This is a genomic window from Streptomyces sp. NPDC012769, assembly GCF_042901205.1.
In the GTDB taxonomy this organism is placed as follows: Bacteria; Actinomycetota; Actinomycetes; order Streptomycetales; family Streptomycetaceae; genus Streptomyces.
In genome coordinates this window covers 54,971-72,609 of sequence record NZ_JBIBCP010000009.1, presented here as the reverse complement: position 1 = coordinate 72,609, position 17,639 = coordinate 54,971, and the positions used below count along the sequence as shown (strand labels likewise).

Here is a 17,639-nt window from a genome sequence, read left to right as displayed (position 1 = left end):
CCGGCCCGCGCATCCGAGGGGCGGGGAAGCCGACCTGCGGAACTCTCCCTGAATTTCCGCCGAATGGGGAACGCGAGCGGCGCAACGCTCGTCCCCCGTGGGGGGATGTGACCCGACAGGACCCGCTTTCCCCTGTTGCTTTGCCGTCTGACATGGCACTATCACCAAGGTCACGACCAAGTTACTGACGGTAAATCAGATATGGGTCACTTGAGGGGGAGCCTGTGAACCGACGCCGCCATGCCATCGCCGCCGCGATCACCGTGGTCTGCGCCCTGACGGTGCTCGTCTCGCCCGCCCTTACCCTCCCGGCCTCCGCCGCCCCGCTCCCTCCGCCGCCGCCGAAGCTGCAGAAGAAGACCCTCGAAGAGGTCCGCAAGGAGATCGACGGTCTCTACCGCCAGGCCGCGGCCGCCACCGACGCCTACAACCTCGCGGAGGAGAAGGCCGAGGAGCAGTCCGAGGAGATCGTGAAGCTGGCCCGGATGATCGTGGCCGGCCGGGAGCGGATCGACGACCTCAAGGCGCGGGCCGGCGCCGCGGCCCGCGCGCAGTACCGCAACGGCGGACTGCCCGACGGCGCCCAGTTCGTCCTCACCGACGACCCCCAGCTCTTCCTCGACAACGCGGGCAGGCTCAAGGAGGGCCACAAGGCCACCAAGGACCTGCTCGGCGAAATGAACCGCACACAGGTCGAGTTGACCACGTACGCGAACGAGGCCAGCCTCAACTGGACGAAGCTGGAGGCCAACCGGCTCAAGCAGGCCAAGGCGAAGAAGGAGATCAACGCCAAGATCGACGCGGCGAAGAAGCTCGAGTCCGAGCTCGCCGCCGAGGAGCGGGCCCGGCTGCTGCACATGGAGGAGCAGGAGCGGGACCGGGCACAGACCGCCTGGCTCGGCACCGGCGTCCTCAAGGGCCTGAACGAGAAGGCGACTCCCGCGGGCAAGCGGGCGGTCCTGTTCGCGACGGCGCAGATCGGCAAGCCGTACGTGTGGGGGGCCGAGGGCCCGGGCTCGTACGACTGCTCGGGACTCACCCAGACCGCTTGGGCCAACGCCGGCCGCGACATCCCGCGCACCTCGCAGGAGCAGTGGCGGCTGCTGCCGCGCGTGGACATCAAGGACATGCGGCCCGGCGACCTGATCGTCTACTACAAGGACGCCAGCCACATCGGGATGTACATCGGCGACGGAGCGATGGTGCACGCGCCGCGGCCCGGCCGGAACATCACCGTCGCGGGCGCCGGCTCGATGGAGATCCTGGGCGTGGTCCGGCCGGACTAGCTCCGGGCGCGAGCCCGCCGGGTCCGGGATCGGGCGCGGCCCCCTCGGCCGGAGTGACGTTCCTCATCCTCCCCGAGGCCCCCGCCGGCTCCCCGAAGGCCGTCCGCGGGCCGTCCGAACGGCAGCTACCTCCCCATCCGTGGCATATGCCATACCGCCGTGGCGGTTCACAGGGTGATCGCCATTCCAATGCGGTGCGCGGTACCGCTATGGTCGGTCCCCGGCCCTCGGGGGGAGGGAAGGAAGACCAGACCGATGCCCGTACCCGTCCCGCGACAGAGAATCGATTCTGCCGCGCCGCCCGGCGCGTCCGGCACCGCGACCGATCTCACTCTGCTCGTGGTCGAGGACGACCCGGCCGGCGCCCTCGCCGTACCCGAGCTGCTCGACGCGGCCGGTACGCGAGTCCGTATCCGCACCGCCCGCAACCTCACCGAGGCCGAGCGGCTCCTCACCGACGACGTGCACTGCGTCCTCGTGGACCTCGCCCTGCCCGCACCGCGCACGGCCGAGGACGACCCGCTCGCCCCGCTCCGGCACATCCTGCGGCTCGCGCCGCGGCACGCCGTCCTCGCGCTCGCCGCGTCCGCCGACGCCGAACTCGCCGCCGAGGCCGTACGCGTCGGGGCACAGGACCACCTCTTCCGGGAGGAGCTCGACGGACGGCTGCTCAGCCGCGCCATCCGGTACGCGGTCGAGCGCAAGCGCGCCGACGCCGTCCAGGTGAAGCTCACCGAGTCACGGCTGCGCGCCCAGGAGAACGCCCGGCTGGAGCGCGGGCTGCTGCCCACGCCCCTCCTGGAGGGCTCCGACCTGCGGTTCGCCGCCCGCTATCGGCCCGGCCGGTCACGGGCGCTGCTCGGCGGCGACTTCTACGACACCGTCCGCACGCCCGACGGCACGGTCCACGTCATGATCGGCGACGTCTGCGGCCACGGGCCTGACGAGGCCGCGCTCGGCGTGGAGCTGCGGATCGCGTGGCGCGCGCTGACCTTCGCGGGGCTGTGCGGGGACGAGCTGCTCTCCACCCTCCAGCAGGTCCTGGAGCACGAGCGGGAGAGCGACGAGATCTTCGCGACCCTGTGCACGGTCGACATCGCGCCGGACGGCCGCCGGGCCGGAATGTGCCTGGCCGGCCATCCCTCGCCGCTGATCGCCCGGCACGGGCGGGCGGCGCAACTGCTGCCGTACGAGGACAGCGGACCGGCCCTCGGCCTGCTGCCGCGCGCCCGCTGGCCGCGCCGGCAGGTCGAGCTGGGCGCGACCTGGAGCCTGCTGATGTACACCGACGGCCTGATCGAGGGCCGCTCGGCGGGCCCGGACTCGCCCCGGCTCGGCCAGGACGGGATGGTCGAGATGATCAACCGGCAGCTGGCGCAGGGGCTGCGCGGCGAGGAGCTGCTGGACGCGGCCGTGACGGAGGTGCGGTCGCTGAACGGCGGGGAGCTGACGGACGACGTGGCCGTGCTGGCCCTGGAACGGGACAGGGCCCGGGGTTAGCCCCCGGGCCCCGCTCGTCTCGTCGGATCTCGTCGGATCTCGGCGGGGATCGGCCCCGCCGTCACCGGCCGCTCACGCTGTCACCGGCCGCCGTTGTACGGGCCGTACGGGCCGTCGCTGCTGGAACCGCCGCCGCGCCGGCCGCCGCCGCCCGTGACCTGGCGCAGGGCGGGCCGCACGTCGACCATGAAGACGATGGCCGCGATGAGTCCGGCGATCTGCAGGAACAGCATCGGCAGCAGCAGGTTGAGCAGCAGGTTGACGCCGAGCAGGATCAGCCAGAACTTCTTCGTCTGCTTGTCGGCGGCGCGATAGGCGTCCTCGCGCGCCGTGGCGGCGAAGGCGAACGCGGCGATGGCGAAGCCGGTGAAGACCAGGAAGGTCACCAGGGACAGGATCGAGTCGAAGCCGTTCGCCAGCATGCTGAGCACCGCCTAGGTGAGTGAGTGTTGCGCCTCGCGGCCAAGGTACCCGTTACAACGCTCCGGACACCGGGATTGGTGCCCGGACCCGCCTACTTCTCCGCGCCTTCGGCGGCGGTCGCCTTCTTGGCGGGAGCCTTGCGCGTCGTGGTCCGGCGCGCCGCGGCCTTGGCCTGGGGCTCCTCCGTCTCGGCCTTGGCCTTGGGCTCCGTCGCGACCTTCGGCTCCGGGTCGGGCTCGACGGCGATGGCGATCTCGGTGATCTCCTCGGCGGCCTCGCCCCGCCAGGTCTTGACGGCCTCCTCGCCGTGCGCGGCGAGCTCCTCGTACTTCTCGCGCGCCTTGACCGCGTACTCGGCGGCGACGCCGACCCCGCGCAGGGCCAGGTCCTGGGCCTGCTCGCCCAGCTTCTTCAGATCCGTGTCGAGGCCGCCCACCAGCTCGGCGAACTTCGCCTGCGCCTTCTCCTGCACCGCCTTCGGGTCCGTCTTCTTGACGGCCTCGATCCGCGCGGGCGCCTCGGCGGCGATCTGCTCGATCAGGCCGGGGACCTTCCTGGCCTGCTGCACGGCGAGGTCGGCGGTGCCGGCGGCGAAGTAGAGGGGGGTACGCAGTTCGTCGATGATGGCCATGGTCGTGGTCCTCCTAAGTGTCGGTGGGCTGGGCCTGCTCGGCGGCGTTCTCCTTGCGGAACGAGTCGTAGATCTGGAGCAGCACCTGCTTCTGCCGCTCGTTGATCGAGGGATCGGCCAGGATGACGGCACGCGTCTCCAGCTCCTCCCGCTCCTTCTCGTCGAGGATCCCGGCGCGCACGTACAGCGTCTCGGCGGAGATCCGCAGGGCCTTGGCGACCTGCTGCAGCACCTCGGCGCTGGGCTTGCGCAGCCCCCGCTCGATCTGACTCAGATACGGATTCGACACTCCCGCGGCCTCGGCGAGCTGCCGCAGGGACAGCTGCGCGGTGCGCCGCTGCTCGCGGAGGTACTCGCCGAGATTGCCGACGTTGAGTGAAGCCATGCCTCGACCATGCCAGCCGGTGCTAACTATTGCAAGCAGGCGCTTGCAATAGTTCTGTCACGCGAGTCGGTCACGCGCGCGGGTCCCCGGCGAGCAGCCCGTACACCTCCATGTCACGCCGCTCGCCGCCCACCTCCTGCCAGCCGCGCAGCAGGCCCTCGCGGCGAAAGCCCGCGCGCTCGGCGGTGCGGGCGGAGGCGGTGTTCCAGGGCTCGACGTGCAGTTCGAGGCGGGGCACGCGCAGCTCGTCCAGGGCCCAGGCGGTGACGGCGGTCAGGGCGGAGGCGGCGGCGCCGTGGCCGCGGGCCGATGCGGCCAGCCAGTAGCCGAGGGAGGCCCGGCCCTGCGGGAGGTCCCGCACCCAGAGGCCGATGGTGCCGAGCGGACGGCCGGCGGCGGACACGATGACGAAGGGGTAGCCCGCGCCGGTGGCCGCCCGGGACCACTGGCGCTCCACGAAGGCGACGCCCTCGGCCTCGGAGTACGGCGAGGGGACCGTCGTGATCAGGGGGATGTACGGGTCCTTCGCGGCCTCGGCGACGAGCGGAAGGTCCGTCAGACGCCAGGGCCGCAGGGTCAGCCCGCCGGACGCGGTGAGTTCGGGCACCTCAAGCTGCATCCACCCATCCTGCCCCGGTGACCGTCACGTGCGGTGCCAGCGCGGCCAGGAAGTCCGGGGCGTCGAAGAGGGCGCCCGCCGAGCGGACGCCGCCGGCCGTGCCGCGCGTGCGGCCGGTGAGGAGGCGGTCGACGGCCTCCACCGCCAAGGGGGCCGTCACGGCGTAGATGTCCCGGCCGGTCGCCACCGCACGGCGCTCCTCGGCGCCGGAGCGGACCCGCACGTCGACCAGGAAGGTCTGGTCGGACCGCCCGCTCGCGTCGGCCGGGGCCGGCGGCGGCGTGTCGGCGGCCGCCAGGTCGCCGGCCGCCTCCGTCGTCATGTACGTGCGCACCTCGGGGACGGCGAGATGGCTCGGCACCGTCACGACGTCCGCCATCGTGAACTCGCCGATCACCGTCCGCGGGCCCATCGGCGCCGGGAACGCCCACTCCAGCGTCGGCGGGGCGTCGTCCCGGTAGCTCAGGCGGCCGTCCGTGTGGACCGGGCGCCGGCCGCCGCGCCGCTCGCGTGAGACCGCCCCCGCGGCCCGCGTCCCGGCCGTCGGGTGCCAGCTGTTCAGGCCGTACGCGACATGGACCTCGTCGGCCGCCGTCCAGTCGCCCATCGCGGCCGTGGCCAGCAGGTCGCCGAGGCCGCCGTAGAAGGCCATCGCCGGGAGCACCGGCACGCCCGCGGCACGGGCCCGGTCCCCGTAGAGCGCGAAGGTGTCGGCATTGGCCTCGATCTCGGCCGCCACGTCCACATACGGGATCCCCGCCCGCAGGGCCGCCTCGATCACCGGCCCGGCCGTCGTCGCGAACGGACCCGCGCAGTTGACCACGGCCGCCGCGCCCGCAAGCGCCCGGTCGAGCGCCACCGGGTCGTCGACCGCCGCCGGGCGCACCTCGAGACCGTCGGCCGTCTCCTTCAGCTTCCGCCCGTCACGGCCCGAGAGCACCGGGACGAAGCCGCGCTCCCGCAGCTCCGCCACCACGAAACGGCCCGTGTGCCCGTACGCGCCGTACACCACCACTGTCTGCCCGGCGGTCTTTCCCGTTGTCTGCTCGATCGTCATGCGGACAGTCTCGCCACCGGCCGCGTCCCACCGTGAGTGTCGGAAACGACGTACCCCGTACAGTTTCCGACATGGTCTCCCGGGACGCACCCACCCTCGCCCTCGCCGTCACCGACGGCATGCTCCACTTCGAACTCGCCATCGCCCACGAGGTGTTCGCCCGGGACTACGACCTCACCGTCTGTGGTCCCGGCCCGGTCCGGGCCGGACGGTTCCTGCTCGAACCGGACCACGGGCTCGACCGGCTCCCCCACGCCCGTACCGTCGTCGTCCCCGGCTGGGCCGACGTCGACGCCGCCCCGCCCGCCGCGCTCGTCGACGCCGTGCGCGCCGCGCACGAGGCCGGCGCCCGCGTCGCCTCGCTCTGCACCGGCGCGTTCGTGCTCGCCGCCGCCGGGCTGCTCGACGGGCGGCGGGCCACCACGCACTGGGCGCACACCGACGTCCTGGCCGCCCGCCATCCCCGGGTGACGGTGGACCCGGACGTGCTCTACGTGGACGAGGGCAGCGTGCTCACCTCCGCCGGCAAGGCCGCCGCCCTCGACCTGTGCCTGCACCTGGTCCGGCTCGACCACGGCTCGGCGGTCGCCAACACGGTGGCCCGCCGGCTCGTCGTGCCGCCGCACCGGGACGGCGGCCAGGCCCAGTTCGTCACCACCCCCGTCCCCGAGCCCGGCAACCATCCGCTCGACGGGCTGTTCCCGTGGGTCATGGAACGGCTCGACCGGCCGCTGACCGTGGAGGACCTGGCCCGCCGGGCCGGCATGAGCTCCCGTCAGCTGGCCCGCCACTTCCATGCTGTCACCGGCACCACCCCGCTGCGCTGGCTGCTCGCCCAGCGCGTCCGGCGCGCCCAGGAGCTCCTGGAGACCACCGACGACGGCGTCGACCGCATCGCGGCGGCCACCGGCATGGGGACCGCCACGACACTGCGCCGGCACTTCGCCCGTACGGTCGGGGTGCCGCCGGACACGTACCGCCGCACCTTCCGCGTACGGACGGGGGCTCGGGGCGGCGCGTCCGGCCGGGACGGGGCTCAGGCGCCCACGTAGGCCGCGAGGTGCTCGCCGGTGAGGGTGGAGCGGGCGGCGACCAGATCGGCCGGGGTGCCCTCGAAGACGATCCGGCCGCCGTCGTGACCGGCGCCGGGACCCAGGTCGATGATCCAGTCGGCGTGCGCCATGACCGCCTGGTGGTGCTCGACGACGATGACCGACTTGCCGGAGTCCACGAGCCGGTCGAGCAGCCCGAGCAGCTGCTCCACGTCCGCCAGGTGCAGACCGGCGGTCGGCTCGTCGAGCACGTAGATCCCGCCCTTCTCGCCCATGTGCGTGGCCAGCTTCAGCCGCTGCCGCTCGCCGCCGGAGAGCGTGGTGAGCGGCTGGCCGAGGGTGAGGTAGCCGAGGCCGACGTCGGCGAGCCGCTCCAGCACGCGGTGGGCGGCCGGGGTGCGGGCGTCGCCCTCGCCGAAGAACCGCTCCGCCTCGCTCACCGGCATCGCGAGCACCTCGGCGATGTTCCGGCCGCCGAGGCGGTATTCGAGCACCGCGGCCTGGAAGCGCTGCCCCTCGCACTCCTCGCAGACGGTGGCGACCCCGGCCATCATCGCCAGGTCGGTGTAGACGACCCCGGCGCCGTTGCAGGTGGGGCAGGCGCCCTCCGAATTGGCGCTGAACAGGGCCGGCTTGACCCCGTTGGCCTTGGCGAAGGCCTTGCGGATCGGCTCCAGGAGTCCGGTGTACGTCGCCGGGTTGCTGCGCCGCGAACCGCGGATGGCGCCCTGGTCGACCGAGACGACGCCCGCGCCCGCCGGGATCGAACCGTGCACCAGCGAACTCTTGCCGGAGCCGGCGACGCCGGTGACGACGGTGAGGACGCCGAGCGGGATGTCCACGTCGACGTCCCGCAGGTTGTTCGCCGTCGCCCCGCGGATCTCCAGGACGCCGCTCGGCTCGCGCACGGACTTCTTCAGGGAGGCGCGGTCGCCGAAGTGCCGGCCGGTGACGGTGCCGCTCCTGCGCAACCCTGCGACGGTGCCCTCGAAGCAGACGCTGCCGCCCGCCGTACCGGCGCCCGGGCCGAGGTCGACGACATGGTCGGCGATCACGATCGTCTCCGGCTTGTGCTCCACCACGAGGACCGTGTTGCCCTTGTCGCGCAGCCGCAGCAGCAGGTCGTTCATGCGCTGGATGTCGTGCGGGTGCAGGCCGGTGGTCGGCTCGTCGAAGACATAGGTGACGTCGGTGAGCGAGGAGCCGAGGTGGCGGATCATCTTGACGCGCTGTGCCTCGCCGCCGGAGAGGGTGCCGGACGGCCGGTCGAGGGCGAGGTAGCCGAGGCCGATCTCGACGAAGGAGTCCAGGGTCTGCCGGAGCGTGGCCAGCAGCGGCGCGACCGACGGGTCCTCGATGCCCCGGACCCATTCGGCCAGGTCGCTGATCTGCATCGCGCAGGCGTCGGCGATGCTCACCTTGCCGATCTTGGAGGAGCGGGCCCCCTCGTTGAGCCGGGTGCCGTCGCAGTCGGGGCAGGTGGCGAAGGTGACCGCACGCTCCACGAAGGCGCGGATGTGCGGCTGGAGGGAGTCGATGTCCTTCGACAGCATCGACTTCTGGAGCTTGGGGATCAGGCCCTCGTAGGTCAGGTTGATGCCCTCGACCTTGATCTTGGTGGGTTCCCGGTGGAGCAGGTCGTTCAGCTCGCGCTTGGTGTAGCGGCGGATCGGCTTGTCCATGTCGAAGAAGCCGCTGCCGCTGAAGATCCGGCCGTACCAGCCGTCCATGGTGTAACCGGGGATGGTCAGCGCGCCCTCGGCGAGCGACTTGGAGTCGTCGTACAGCGCGCTCAGGTCGATGTCGGAGACCGAGCCACGGCCCTCGCAGCGCGGACACATGCCGCCGGTGATGCTGAAGCTGCGCCGCTCCTTCACGGTCCGGCCGCTCTTCTCGACCGTGACCGCGCCGGCGCCGCTGATGGAGGCGACGTTGAAGGAGAAGGCCTTGGGGCCGCCGATGTGCGGCTTGCCGAGCCGGCTGAAGAGGATCCGCAGCATCGCGTTGGCGTCGGTGGCGGTGCCGACGGTGGAGCGGGGGTCGCCGCCCATCCGCTGCTGGTCGACGGTGATCGCGGTCGTCAGACCGTCGAGGACGTCGACGTCGGGGCGGGCGAGGGTGGGCATGAAGCCCTGGACGAAGGCGCTGTACGTCTCGTTGATCAGCCGCTGCGACTCGGCGGCGATCGTGTCGAAGACCAGGGAGCTCTTGCCCGAGCCGGACACCCCGGTGAAGACGGTGAGCCGGCGCTTGGGGAGCTCGATGCTGACGTCCTTGAGGTTGTTCTCGCGGGCGCCGTGCACGCGGATCATGTCGTGGCTGTCGGCGGCGTGCGTCTTGCTCATGATTCTCCCTGCTCGTGTCCTCTGGCAGCCAGGCTAGGCGGGGGCGGGCGGCCGTGCTTCTCGATTCCTGACGGGCCCGTTCGCGGCGCGCCCGTGGCAGGGTGGGTGCGTGACGCCGACCCTCGACGACCTGGCCAGACTGCGCCGGGCCCGGGACATGATGGACCGCGACTACGCGGAGCCGCTGGACGTCCCTGCCCTGGCCCGGGCCGCGCTGATGTCCCCGGGGCACTTCTCGCGCAGCTTCCGGGCCGCCTACGGGGAGACGCCGTACGGCTATCTCATGACCCGGCGCATCGAGCGGGCGAAGGTGCTGCTGCGGCGCGGCGACCTGAGCGTGACGGAGGTCTGCTTCGCGGTGGGCTGTACGTCGCTGGGGTCGTTCAGCACGCGCTTCGCGGAGCTGGTCGGGGAGAGCCCGAGCGCGTACCGGGCGCGGGACCACGAGGCGGGTGCGGCGATCCCGGGGTGCGTGGCGATGTATCTGACGCGCCCGACACGGGCGTCGCGGACGGCGGGGGCGTCGCGGACGGCGGGGGCGTCGGGGGCGTCGGGGCGGGGTGCCGACGAACCGGTCAGGAACGGAGAAGCGGAAAACCCGGCCGACTCGTAGCGTCGACGGCATGAACACCAACGCCGCTCAGGCCACCAACGCCGCTCAGGCCACCAACGCCGGCACCACCATCAACCTCGCCCAGTGCTTCATCGCCGTCGACGACCACGACAAGGCGCTCACCTTCTACCGCGACGCCCTCGGGCTCGAGGTCCGCAACGACGTCTCCTTCGAGGGGATGCGCTGGGTGACCGTCGGCTCGCCCACGCAGCCGGAGGTCGAGATCGTCCTGGAGCCGCCGCTCGCCGACCCCAACGCCCCCGCCGCCGACCGGCAGGCCGCGGCCGAACTCCTCGCCAAGGGCATGCTGCGCGGAGTCATCTTCCGTACCGACGACGTGGACGCCACCTTCGAGCGGGTCCGCGCGGCGGGCGGCGAGGTGCTGCAGGAGCCGATGGACCAGCCGTACGGCGTGCGCGACTGCGCCTTCCGCGACCCGGCGGGCAACATGCTGCGGTTCAACCAGCCGCGCAAGGGCTGATCGTTCAGGCGGCCGCGTGGGCGAGCCAGGTGAGAATCCCGAGCGCGATCGGGAGGGCCACGGCGCCGATGGTGAGGAAGCGGCCGGGCATGGACATGCGCCGGACGACGGGGGTACGGGCGAGGAGTGCCAGGAGCGCGGTGGCGGCGAGCGGGACGCCGAGGCCCGCAAGGAGCAGACCGTCGACCGGCTCGCCCTCGGCCGCCAGCCAGGTCACGGTGAGGAGGAAGGCGAACGCCGGCCAGGCGAGCAGGGTGAGGACCGCCGCCCACACCAGCCCCGCCAGCACCGCGAGCACCGTCTCACCCTTGCGCCCGGCTGGCACCGGAGCCGGCCGGCCCGGTCCGTACAGGGCCGCGTACGTGTCGGGGTTCATCGGGAGGGCTCCATCCGTGGGGCGGGCGCGGGGCGCGGTCCGGCGGTCTCGGTCTCCGGTCATCCTGGCCGCGCACCGGGGGGTCGGGGATGAGCACGACCGCTCATTCCGCCTGAGCCCCGTACTCAGCCGCCCAGGCGGCGACCGTCGCGTAGTCCGCCGCCGTGAGGCCCTTGGCCGGGTCGACGCGGTGGAGGAGGGCGGGGGCGGGGTGGTGGGCGCGGACCCAGGCGCGGTCGGCGCCGGTGATCTCGTCGTCGAGCCAGACGTACGACCGCCCGGCGGCCCGGCCGGAGAGGGCGCGCGTCTTCCAGTGCAGCCGCGCCGGGCCGCCCTCGTCCCCCTCGCCCTCGTCCCCCTCGCCCTCGTCCCCCTCGTCCCCCTCGTCCTCGTCGTCCTCGTCGTCCGGCCAGTCCACGACCGGAAGCGGCGGCAGGCCGAGCCGCGGCGCGAGCACCTCGTTCGCCTCCTGGCCCCAGGTCGTGGCCCAGACGAGCTCGCAGCCGAGGGCCACGAGGCGCCGACCGTGGTCCGGGTCGACGCGGTACAGGAGCGGGTGCGCGTCCGAGGGCGGCTCGGGGGCGTACGCGGGGTGGGGCGCCGAGCCGCCGAAGGGGATCAGGGGGCCATCGACGTCCAGGAAGAGCAGCGGTCGCATGGCCCCAGGATCCCCTGCCCCGGCAGCCACCCCGGGCGGCCCCCCGCCCCCGCCCTGCCCGCCTCCAATCGTCCGCAACGGACCTTTTCTCGCTACCCTGGCCGCATGACCGCCATGGCACCCGCCCGCACCGAACCCGACCTCTCCTATCTCCTCGACCACACCAGTCATGTGCTGCGCACACAGATGGCCGCCCGGCTCGCCGAGATCGGACTGACCGCGCGCATGCACTGCGTGCTCGTGCACGCCCTGGAGGAGGAGCGGACACAGGCGCAGCTCGCCGAGATCGGCGACATGGACAAGACCACGATGGTGGTGACCGTGGACGCGCTGGAGAAGGCGGGGCTCGCCGAGCGGCGGCCGTCGAGCGCGGACCGGCGGGCGCGGATCATCGCGGTGACCGAGGAGGGCGCGAAGGTCGCCGCGCGCAGCCAGAAGATCGTCGACGAGGTGCACGAGAGCGCACTCGCCTCGCTGCCGGACGAGGAGCGCGAGGTGCTGCTGCGCGCCCTGAACCGCCTGGTGACCGGCCATCTGGAGACACCGGCCGAGGGGCCGCGCCCGGCCCGCCGGGCCCGCCAGGCCACCTAGCACGGGCCTTGAGGCATCCCGGCCGTCCACCCGAGGTCGGCATATTCAGACCGAGATAGATGGTCTGCAACAAAACTATCTGCTAGCGTCCTACCTGTCGCCCACCCGACAGGAGAAACGCTGTGCGCACCTCTCGCTGGACCGCCCTCGCCGTCTTCGCCAGTTCCATGCTCATGACGATCCTCGACGGCAGCATCGTCACCGTCGCCATGCCCGCCATCCAGGCCGACCTCGGGTTCACCCCGGCCGGCCTGAGCTGGGTCGTCAACGCCTACCTCATCGCCTTCGGCGCCCTGCTGCTGCTCTCCGGCCGCCTCGGCGACCTCCTCGGCCGCAAGCGGATGTTCCTCGCCGGCACCGGCGTCTTCACTGCCGCCTCGCTGCTCGCCGGCGTCGCCGCCTCGCCCGGGGTCCTGATCGCCGCCCGCTTCCTCCAGGGCGTCGGCAGCGCGATGGCCTCCGCCGTCAGCCTCGGCATCCTCGTCACGCTCTTCACCGAACCCCGCGAACGCGCCAAGGCCTTCGCCGTGTTCAGCTTCACCGGCGCCGCCGGCGCGTCCATCGGCCAGGTCCTCGGCGGCCTCCTCACCGACGCCCTCACCTGGCACTGGATCTTCTTCATCAACCTGCCCATCGGCGCCGCCGCCCTGCTCCTCGCCCTCCCCGCCCTGCCCGCCGACCGCCCGGCCGGAGTCCGGGGCGGCGCGGACGTCCTCGGCGCGCTGCTCGTCACCAGCGGCCTGATGACCGGCATCTACGCGGTCGTCAAGATCGAGGAGTACGGGGCCGGTTCGGCCCACACCCTCGGCCTCGGCACCCTCGCGCTCGCCCTGCTCGCCGGCTTCCTCGTCCGCCAGGCCACCGCCGCCCACCCCCTGATGCCGCTGCGCGTGCTGCGCTCCCGGGCGGTCGCCGGCGCCAACCTCGTCCAGATGCTGATGGTCGCCGCGCTGTTCTCCTTCCAGATCCTGGTCGCGCTCTACCTCCAGAAGGTCCAGGGCTACGGCGCCGCCGAGACCGGCCTCGCGATGCTGCCCGCCGCGGCCGTCATCGGCGCGGTCTCCCTCGGCCTGTCCACCCGCCTCATCGCCCGCTTCGGCGAGCGGAACGTCCTGCTCACCGGACTCGTCCTGCTGATCGGTGTGCTCGGCCTGCTCACCCGCCTCCCGGTCCACGCCTCCTACGCCGTCGACCTGCTGCCGGTGATGCTGCTCGCCGCCGGCTTCGGCCTCGCCCTGCCCGCGCTGACCGCGCTCGGCATGTCCGGCGCGAAGGAGGAGGACGCGGGCCTGGCCTCCGGGCTGTTCAACACCACCCAGCAGATCGGCATGGCCGTCGGCATCGCGGTCCTGTCCACCCTGGCCGCCGCCCGCACCGAGTCCCTCACCGCCGCGGGCCGCCCGGCCGCCGAGGCCCTCACCAGCGGCTACCACCTCGCCTTCGCCGTCGGCGCCGGCCTCCTCGTCGCCGCCTTCGCCGTCGCCTTCACCCTGCTCCGTACGCCGAAGCCGGCCCACCGGGAACAGCCGGAGACCATGGAGGCCACCGAGGCAACGGAGGCCACCAAGGTCACCATGGCGGCATGAGGGCCGATCGCCCGCTGCCCGCGCCGCCCTCCCCCGGATCGGAGAGCGGGGCGGGCAGCGGCTTGCGGTGCACCAGGTCCAGACGCGACACCGCCCGCGTGAGCACCACGTACAGCCGGTGGAGCCCGCGCGGCTCGGCCGCCACGATCTCGGCGGGTTCGGCGACGACGACATGGTCGAACTCCAGGCCCTTGGCGAGCGACGCCGGGACGACGGAGACCCGCTCCCCGAACCCGTACGAGGCGAGGGCGGCGACCGCCGGATCCGCGGCGATCACGCCCACCGAGCCCTCCTCCTTCAACGCCGCCCGCACCGCCTCGGCCACCCCTTCGGCGACGTCCGCCACCTGACGCACGGTCACCTCGCCTCCCGTGCGCAGCGAGCGGCCGGCCCAGGCCGCCGCGCCGAGCTCGGGCAGCAGCCGGTTGGCGAGGTCGACGACCGCCGCCGGGACGCGGTATCCGGTGATCAGCGGCACGATCTCGGCGTCCGGCTTGCCCAGATGGGCCAGCTGCTCGCGCCAGTCGCGGGCCGCCCACGGGGTCGCGCCCTGCGCCAGGTCGCCGAGCACGGTCAGGGAACCGCATCCGGCCCGCCGGGCGATGGCCCGGCACTGCATGGGCGAGAGGTCCTGGGCCTCGTCCACGACGACATGGGCATAGCCCTCGGGCCGCTCGATCAGCCCGGCGAGCTCGTCGAGCAGCACCAGGTCGGCGGCGCTCCAGCGGGCACTGCGGTACGAGCGCGGCGGCTTCGCCCAACGGATCGCGGCCCGCTCCTCCTCCGTCAGAAGCCCGTCCGCCGGATCGGCCGGGCCAGTCGGATCGGCCGGATCGGCCGGCGCCGCCGGGTCGGAGAGGAAGGCGGCGAGCACCTCCTCCGGGGTGACCTTCGGCCAGCAGGCGTCCACGAACTCCCTGACCGGCCGAGCCCGTTCGACCGCGCGCACCCAGGCGTTGCCCAGTGTCCCGGCCCGCCGCTCGGCCCGCTCCCGCAGCGCCCGCACCACCCGGGCGCGCACCCGCTCCCGGCCGACCGCGTAGGGCGGGGCCTCCTCCCGTACGGACGCGACGATCGCGGCGAGCTCGTGCGCGGGCACGCGCCGGCGGGAGGAGCCGTCCGGGACGGTCAGGTCCTCGGCGGGGGCCGGGTCGACCCGCGCGTACAGCGCCCGGCGCAGCACCTCGGCCATGCGGACGTCGTGCTTGACCAGGGCCGCCGCCTCGCCGTCCACCGCGCGCACCTCGTGGACGGCCAGCTCGTCCTCGACGGTCGACTGGCGCACCCCGGTCTCGCCGAGCGCGGGCAGCACCTCGGAGATGTAGGAGAGGAAGGTGCGGTTGGGGCCGAGGACGAGCAGTCCGGAGCGCTGGAGGCGCTGGGGGTGGGTGTAGAGGAGGTAGGCGGCGCGGTGCAGGCCGACGGCGGTCTTGCCGGTGCCGGGGGCGCCCTGCACGCAGATGGACTCGGCGGGCCCGGAGCGCACAAGGTCGTCCTGCTCGGGCTGGAGGGTCGCGGCGATGTCCCGCATGGGGCCGACGCGGGGGCGCTCGATCTCACCGGCGAGGATCGCGCCCACCGCAGCCCCGCCACCACCGTCCCTCAGGTGCTCGTCCTCCACGGCGGTCAGGTCCTCGGAGGCGCCGTGACTGCCCGGCGCCCAGCCGAAGCGGCGGCGCCGGACGACGCCCTGCGGGTCCTGGGGCCCCGCCTGGTAGTACGCGCGGGAGACCGGGGCCCGCCAGTCGACGACGAGCGGCGGGGCGGCCGGGTCCTCGGCGATCCGGCGGCGTCCTATGTGGTGGACCTGGCCGTCCTCGCGGTCGAGGCGGCCGAAGAAGAGGGGGCCCGGCGGCATCTCCCGGAAGGTCCTGGCGCGGCTGCGCAGGTGGCGGCCGAGGACTTCGGCGTCGGCTCCGGAGGCCGCGGTGTCCTCTCTGGTGACGACCTGCTCCTCGACGTCCTCGGTCATCCGGGCGAGGGCGGCGCGGCAGGCGTCGTGGTGGGCTCGTTCCTGGTCGAGGTCATGGTGGAGCGGCTTCATGCGTCCAGGATAGACGAAAAGCGTTACTCGGTTACATTATTTACTCAGACAGATCCTGAGACCGCGACCGGAAGCCCCTCCGCGAGCCGCCGGAACGCCAGCCGCGTCGCCGCCACCGCCCCCGGCAGCACGTCCTCCACCCGCTCCCCCGCCGAGATCCGCCGCACGTTGTCCTCCGCGAGCACCCGCAGCACCGCCACCACCTGCGCCGCCGCCAGCCGCGCCGCCAGCGGGTTGTCGCCGCCGAGCGCCTCGGCGAGCAGCTCCTCCGCACGCCGCTGGTACGCGTGCATCCGCGCGACCAGCGCCGGCGTGCCGTAGAGCAGACGCAGGAAGGCGAGCACGGCCGGCGCGTCGTTGAGTCCGGTCACCGGATCGCGCCGCTCCAGGCCCGCGAGCACGTGGTCACGCAGCGCGTCGAGCGGCGGCACGCCGGCCTCCCGCGCGGCGGCCACCACCCGGGCCGGCTCGTCCTCGTGGTCCGCGAACCGGTGCAGGACCAGGTCCTCCTTGGCCGGGAAATAGCGGAACAGCGTCGGCTTGGACACCTCGGCCGCCGCCGCGATCTCCGCGACCGACACCGCGTCGAAGCCCTTCTCCAGGAAGAGCTCCACCGCGGTCTCGGACAGGACCTGCCGCGTCCGCTCCTTCTTCAGCTCCCGCAGCCCGCCGCCCACGACACCCTCCACCCGCTCTCGATCACTCGACCACTGGACCACTCGATCACTCGATCAGAAGATGTCCATACTCCACGGCCGCAGCGGGGTCCGCAGCAGCAGGTCCGCCCGCGCCGCCGCCCCGGCCGCCGCCTCCTCGATCCGGCCGAGCGCCACGAGCCGTACCGCCGACTCGTCGCCGAACGCCAGCGGCGCCAGGTCCGCCACGTCCAGGACCAGATCGGCCGGCGCGGCCGTCGGCGTCACGGACGCCCCCTCCGGGCCGGCCTCCAGGAGATACCGCCCGCCCGCGAACCCGGCCGCGTCCCGCACGTCCAGGACGAGCACGCCCTCCGTCGCGTACGTCCGCGGCTCGAAGACCTTCGCCACGTCCAGGACCCGCAGCCACAGCATGTCGGCGTGCGTCAGCACCTGCGCCGCGCGCGGATCGGGCAGCAGCAGCGGCAGCACGTCGTCCGGCGCGCGGTTGCCCGACTTCACCCTCTGGATCCAGTCGATCGAGCACACGTACCGCCACAGCGCGCGCTCGGCGGCCGGGGTGGCCGCGACCAGATCCCGCACGCTCGCCGTGTTGACCGGCTGCTTCGCGTCGCTCCACTTGTCGTCGGCCCGGTAGGCGACATAGCCCTCGGCCTCGCCCGACTCCGAGCGGTAGACGGCGTAGAACGGCTCGGTCCACGGATCGGTGGTGTACGCGTTCCCGGTGCCGACGTCCCAGCCGCGGGCCGTGCGGTCGGTCACCCCGGCCCGCCGCGCGGCGACGCGGCGGTGCAGCTCCGGGCCCACCTTGCGGATCTCGTCGCCGTCCGACAGGTCGATCCGGCCGCCCTCGTCCCCCGCACCCGCCCCCGGGCCGGGCCGGTGACGGTCGAACCCGGCCCTCGTCACATCGATGGCCCACACGGTGGTCCAGCTCGCCACACCGAAGCCGAACCGCCCGTAGATCGGATACTCCGCGGCGATCAGCGTCGCGCAGGCGTCGCCCCGCTCCTTCGCCGCCGCGAGGTCGGCCGCCATCATCCGGCCGAGCAGCCCGCGCCTGCGGTGGGTCGGCGAGACCGTGACACCGGTGACGGCGTCGGCCACGAGGTCCGCGCCGCCGACCGTGCTCACCCGCTGCCCGTACGACTGGAAGGTGGCGATGATCCGGCCCCGGTCGAAGGCGCCGTACGTGCGGGACAGATCGGTGTGCGGCAACCGGTCCTTGATCTCCTCGTCGGGCACCACCGGTGGCAGGAGGAAGCCGATCCGCTTGGCTCGCTGCCACTCCCCGAACTCCGACTCGTCTATCGCGCGCACCTCAAAGCTCATCCTT

The 17,639-nt window shown here is 73.2% G+C and carries 18 protein-coding genes; 7 read left to right on the top strand and 11 right to left on the bottom strand.

Annotated elements, in window-relative coordinates; translation table 11 throughout:
* The first annotated feature begins 224 nt into the window (after positions 1-224).
* Positions 225-1,286: a C40 family peptidase gene (locus ACFY7C_RS34875; RefSeq protein WP_389658996.1), complete on the top strand. Its 1,062-nt coding sequence runs from the start codon at positions 225-227 to the stop codon at positions 1,284-1,286.
* A 255-nt stretch (positions 1,287-1,541) separates the two neighbouring features.
* A complete protein-coding gene (locus ACFY7C_RS34870; protein WP_389658993.1) occupies positions 1,542-2,786 on the top strand; it encodes a PP2C family protein-serine/threonine phosphatase in 1,245 nt (414 codons plus the stop codon).
* 80 nt (positions 2,787-2,866) lie between these two features.
* Here the strand turns inward: ACFY7C_RS34870 and ACFY7C_RS34865 are convergent, their stop codons facing one another.
* The 5 genes from ACFY7C_RS34865 to ACFY7C_RS34845 form a co-directional block, all read right to left on the bottom strand.
* Entirely contained in the window at positions 2,867-3,208 is a 342-nt protein-coding gene (locus ACFY7C_RS34865; RefSeq protein ID WP_389658990.1) for a DUF2516 family protein, read from the bottom strand.
* Between the two features lie 92 nt (positions 3,209-3,300).
* Positions 3,301-3,840, bottom strand: a complete 540-nt coding sequence (locus ACFY7C_RS34860) for a hypothetical protein (RefSeq protein WP_389658987.1) — start codon at positions 3,838-3,840, stop codon at positions 3,301-3,303.
* A gap of 13 nt (positions 3,841-3,853) precedes the next feature.
* Positions 3,854-4,225 (bottom strand): helix-turn-helix domain-containing protein, encoded by a 372-nt coding sequence (locus ACFY7C_RS34855; RefSeq protein ID WP_389658984.1) that lies wholly within the window; start codon positions 4,223-4,225, stop codon positions 3,854-3,856.
* 70 nt (positions 4,226-4,295) lie between these two features.
* The gene (locus ACFY7C_RS34850) at positions 4,296-4,844 is read right to left on the bottom strand and encodes a GNAT family N-acetyltransferase (protein WP_389658981.1); all 549 of its coding nucleotides are present in this window, start codon (positions 4,842-4,844) and stop codon (positions 4,296-4,298) included.
* The gene (locus ACFY7C_RS34845; protein ID WP_389658978.1) at positions 4,834-5,901 is read right to left on the bottom strand and encodes a saccharopine dehydrogenase family protein; all 1,068 of its coding nucleotides are present in this window, start codon (positions 5,899-5,901) and stop codon (positions 4,834-4,836) included. The genes ACFY7C_RS34850 and ACFY7C_RS34845 overlap by 11 nt, the downstream gene beginning before the upstream one ends.
* Before the next feature lie 71 nt (positions 5,902-5,972).
* On the opposite strand from ACFY7C_RS34845, the gene ACFY7C_RS34840 reads away from it, so the two are divergent.
* On the top strand, positions 5,973-6,953 hold the full coding sequence (locus tag ACFY7C_RS34840; protein WP_389658975.1) for a helix-turn-helix domain-containing protein: 981 nt from the start codon (positions 5,973-5,975) through the stop codon (positions 6,951-6,953).
* On the opposite strand, the gene ACFY7C_RS34835 is transcribed toward ACFY7C_RS34840, so the two are convergent.
* Positions 6,938-9,298 (bottom strand): ATP-binding cassette domain-containing protein, encoded by a 2,361-nt coding sequence (locus ACFY7C_RS34835; RefSeq protein WP_389658972.1) that lies wholly within the window; start codon positions 9,296-9,298, stop codon positions 6,938-6,940. The two genes, ACFY7C_RS34840 and ACFY7C_RS34835, sit on opposite strands and share 16 nt — an antisense overlap.
* A gap of 157 nt (positions 9,299-9,455) precedes the next feature.
* Between ACFY7C_RS34835 and ACFY7C_RS34830 the strand changes: the two genes are divergently transcribed.
* Together ACFY7C_RS34830 and ACFY7C_RS34825 are read left to right on the top strand one after the other, a co-directional pair.
* Entirely contained in the window at positions 9,456-9,911 is a 456-nt protein-coding gene (locus ACFY7C_RS34830) for a helix-turn-helix transcriptional regulator (protein WP_389659252.1), read from the top strand.
* 10 nt (positions 9,912-9,921) lie between these two features.
* Entirely contained in the window at positions 9,922-10,392 is a 471-nt protein-coding gene (locus tag ACFY7C_RS34825; protein ID WP_389658969.1) for a VOC family protein, read from the top strand.
* A 4-nt stretch (positions 10,393-10,396) separates the two neighbouring features.
* On the opposite strand, the gene ACFY7C_RS34820 is transcribed toward ACFY7C_RS34825, so the two are convergent.
* A complete protein-coding gene (locus ACFY7C_RS34820; RefSeq protein ID WP_389658966.1) occupies positions 10,397-10,768 on the bottom strand; it encodes a hypothetical protein in 372 nt (123 codons plus the stop codon).
* A gap of 103 nt (positions 10,769-10,871) precedes the next feature.
* Entirely contained in the window at positions 10,872-11,426 is a 555-nt protein-coding gene (locus ACFY7C_RS34815) for an HAD domain-containing protein (RefSeq protein ID WP_389658963.1), read from the bottom strand.
* Positions 11,427-11,531: 105 nt separating this feature from the next.
* Here ACFY7C_RS34815 and ACFY7C_RS34810 point away from each other — a divergent pair, with 105 nt between their 5' ends.
* Both ACFY7C_RS34810 and ACFY7C_RS34805 read left to right on the top strand, forming a co-directional pair.
* Positions 11,532-12,017 (top strand): MarR family winged helix-turn-helix transcriptional regulator, encoded by a 486-nt coding sequence (locus tag ACFY7C_RS34810; protein WP_389658960.1) that lies wholly within the window; start codon positions 11,532-11,534, stop codon positions 12,015-12,017.
* 167 nt (positions 12,018-12,184) lie between these two features.
* Positions 12,185-13,603: an MFS transporter gene (locus tag ACFY7C_RS34805; RefSeq protein WP_389659249.1), complete on the top strand. Its 1,419-nt coding sequence runs from the start codon at positions 12,185-12,187 to the stop codon at positions 13,601-13,603.
* Here ACFY7C_RS34805 and ACFY7C_RS34800 read toward each other — a convergent pair.
* The 3 genes from ACFY7C_RS34800 to ACFY7C_RS34790 are packed head-to-tail and all read right to left on the bottom strand — an operon-like array spanning position 13,587 to position 17,635.
* Entirely contained in the window at positions 13,587-15,647 is a 2,061-nt protein-coding gene (locus tag ACFY7C_RS34800) for a HelD family protein (RefSeq protein WP_389658957.1), read from the bottom strand. The two genes, ACFY7C_RS34805 and ACFY7C_RS34800, sit on opposite strands and share 17 nt — an antisense overlap.
* A gap of 44 nt (positions 15,648-15,691) precedes the next feature.
* Positions 15,692-16,336 carry a TetR/AcrR family transcriptional regulator gene (locus ACFY7C_RS34795; protein WP_389658954.1) on the bottom strand — a complete coding sequence of 215 codons (645 nt, stop codon included), beginning with the start codon at positions 16,334-16,336 and terminating at the stop codon, positions 15,692-15,694.
* A 42-nt stretch (positions 16,337-16,378) separates the two neighbouring features.
* Positions 16,379-17,635, bottom strand: coding sequence for a GNAT family N-acetyltransferase (locus ACFY7C_RS34790; protein ID WP_389658951.1), 1,257 nt, complete (start codon positions 17,633-17,635; stop codon positions 16,379-16,381).
* Positions 17,636-17,639 lie beyond the last annotated feature (4 nt).

Excerpts from the sequence above, each read along its gene's own strand:
- ACFY7C_RS34855 (WP_389658984.1), bottom strand. The coding sequence starts at position 4,225 with ATGGCTTCACTCAACGTCGGCAATCTCGGCGAGTACCTCCGCGAGCAG.
- ACFY7C_RS34830 (WP_389659252.1), top strand. The coding sequence starts at position 9,456 with ATGATGGACCGCGACTACGCGGAGCCGCTGGACGTCCCTGCCCTGGCC.
- ACFY7C_RS34815 (WP_389658963.1), bottom strand. The coding sequence starts at position 11,426 with ATGCGACCGCTGCTCTTCCTGGACGTCGATGGCCCCCTGATCCCCTTC.
- ACFY7C_RS34825 (WP_389658969.1), top strand. The coding sequence starts at position 9,922 with ATGAACACCAACGCCGCTCAGGCCACCAACGCCGCTCAGGCCACCAAC.
- ACFY7C_RS34840 (WP_389658975.1), top strand. The coding sequence starts at position 5,973 with ATGGTCTCCCGGGACGCACCCACCCTCGCCCTCGCCGTCACCGACGGC.
- ACFY7C_RS34820 (WP_389658966.1), bottom strand. The coding sequence starts at position 10,768 with ATGAACCCCGACACGTACGCGGCCCTGTACGGACCGGGCCGGCCGGCT.
- ACFY7C_RS34810 (WP_389658960.1), top strand. The coding sequence starts at position 11,532 with ATGACCGCCATGGCACCCGCCCGCACCGAACCCGACCTCTCCTATCTC.
- ACFY7C_RS34870 (WP_389658993.1), top strand. The coding sequence starts at position 1,542 with ATGCCCGTACCCGTCCCGCGACAGAGAATCGATTCTGCCGCGCCGCCC.
- ACFY7C_RS34800 (WP_389658957.1), bottom strand. The coding sequence starts at position 15,647 with ATGAAGCCGCTCCACCATGACCTCGACCAGGAACGAGCCCACCACGAC.
- ACFY7C_RS34865 (WP_389658990.1), bottom strand. The coding sequence starts at position 3,208 with ATGCTGGCGAACGGCTTCGACTCGATCCTGTCCCTGGTGACCTTCCTG.
- ACFY7C_RS34850 (WP_389658981.1), bottom strand. The coding sequence starts at position 4,844 with ATGCAGCTTGAGGTGCCCGAACTCACCGCGTCCGGCGGGCTGACCCTG.
- ACFY7C_RS34790 (WP_389658951.1), bottom strand. The coding sequence starts at position 17,635 with ATGAGCTTTGAGGTGCGCGCGATAGACGAGTCGGAGTTCGGGGAGTGG.
- ACFY7C_RS34805 (WP_389659249.1), top strand. The coding sequence starts at position 12,185 with ATGCTCATGACGATCCTCGACGGCAGCATCGTCACCGTCGCCATGCCC.
- ACFY7C_RS34860 (WP_389658987.1), bottom strand. The coding sequence starts at position 3,840 with ATGGCCATCATCGACGAACTGCGTACCCCCCTCTACTTCGCCGCCGGC.
- ACFY7C_RS34845 (WP_389658978.1), bottom strand. The coding sequence starts at position 5,901 with ATGACGATCGAGCAGACAACGGGAAAGACCGCCGGGCAGACAGTGGTG.
- ACFY7C_RS34835 (WP_389658972.1), bottom strand. The coding sequence starts at position 9,298 with ATGAGCAAGACGCACGCCGCCGACAGCCACGACATGATCCGCGTGCAC.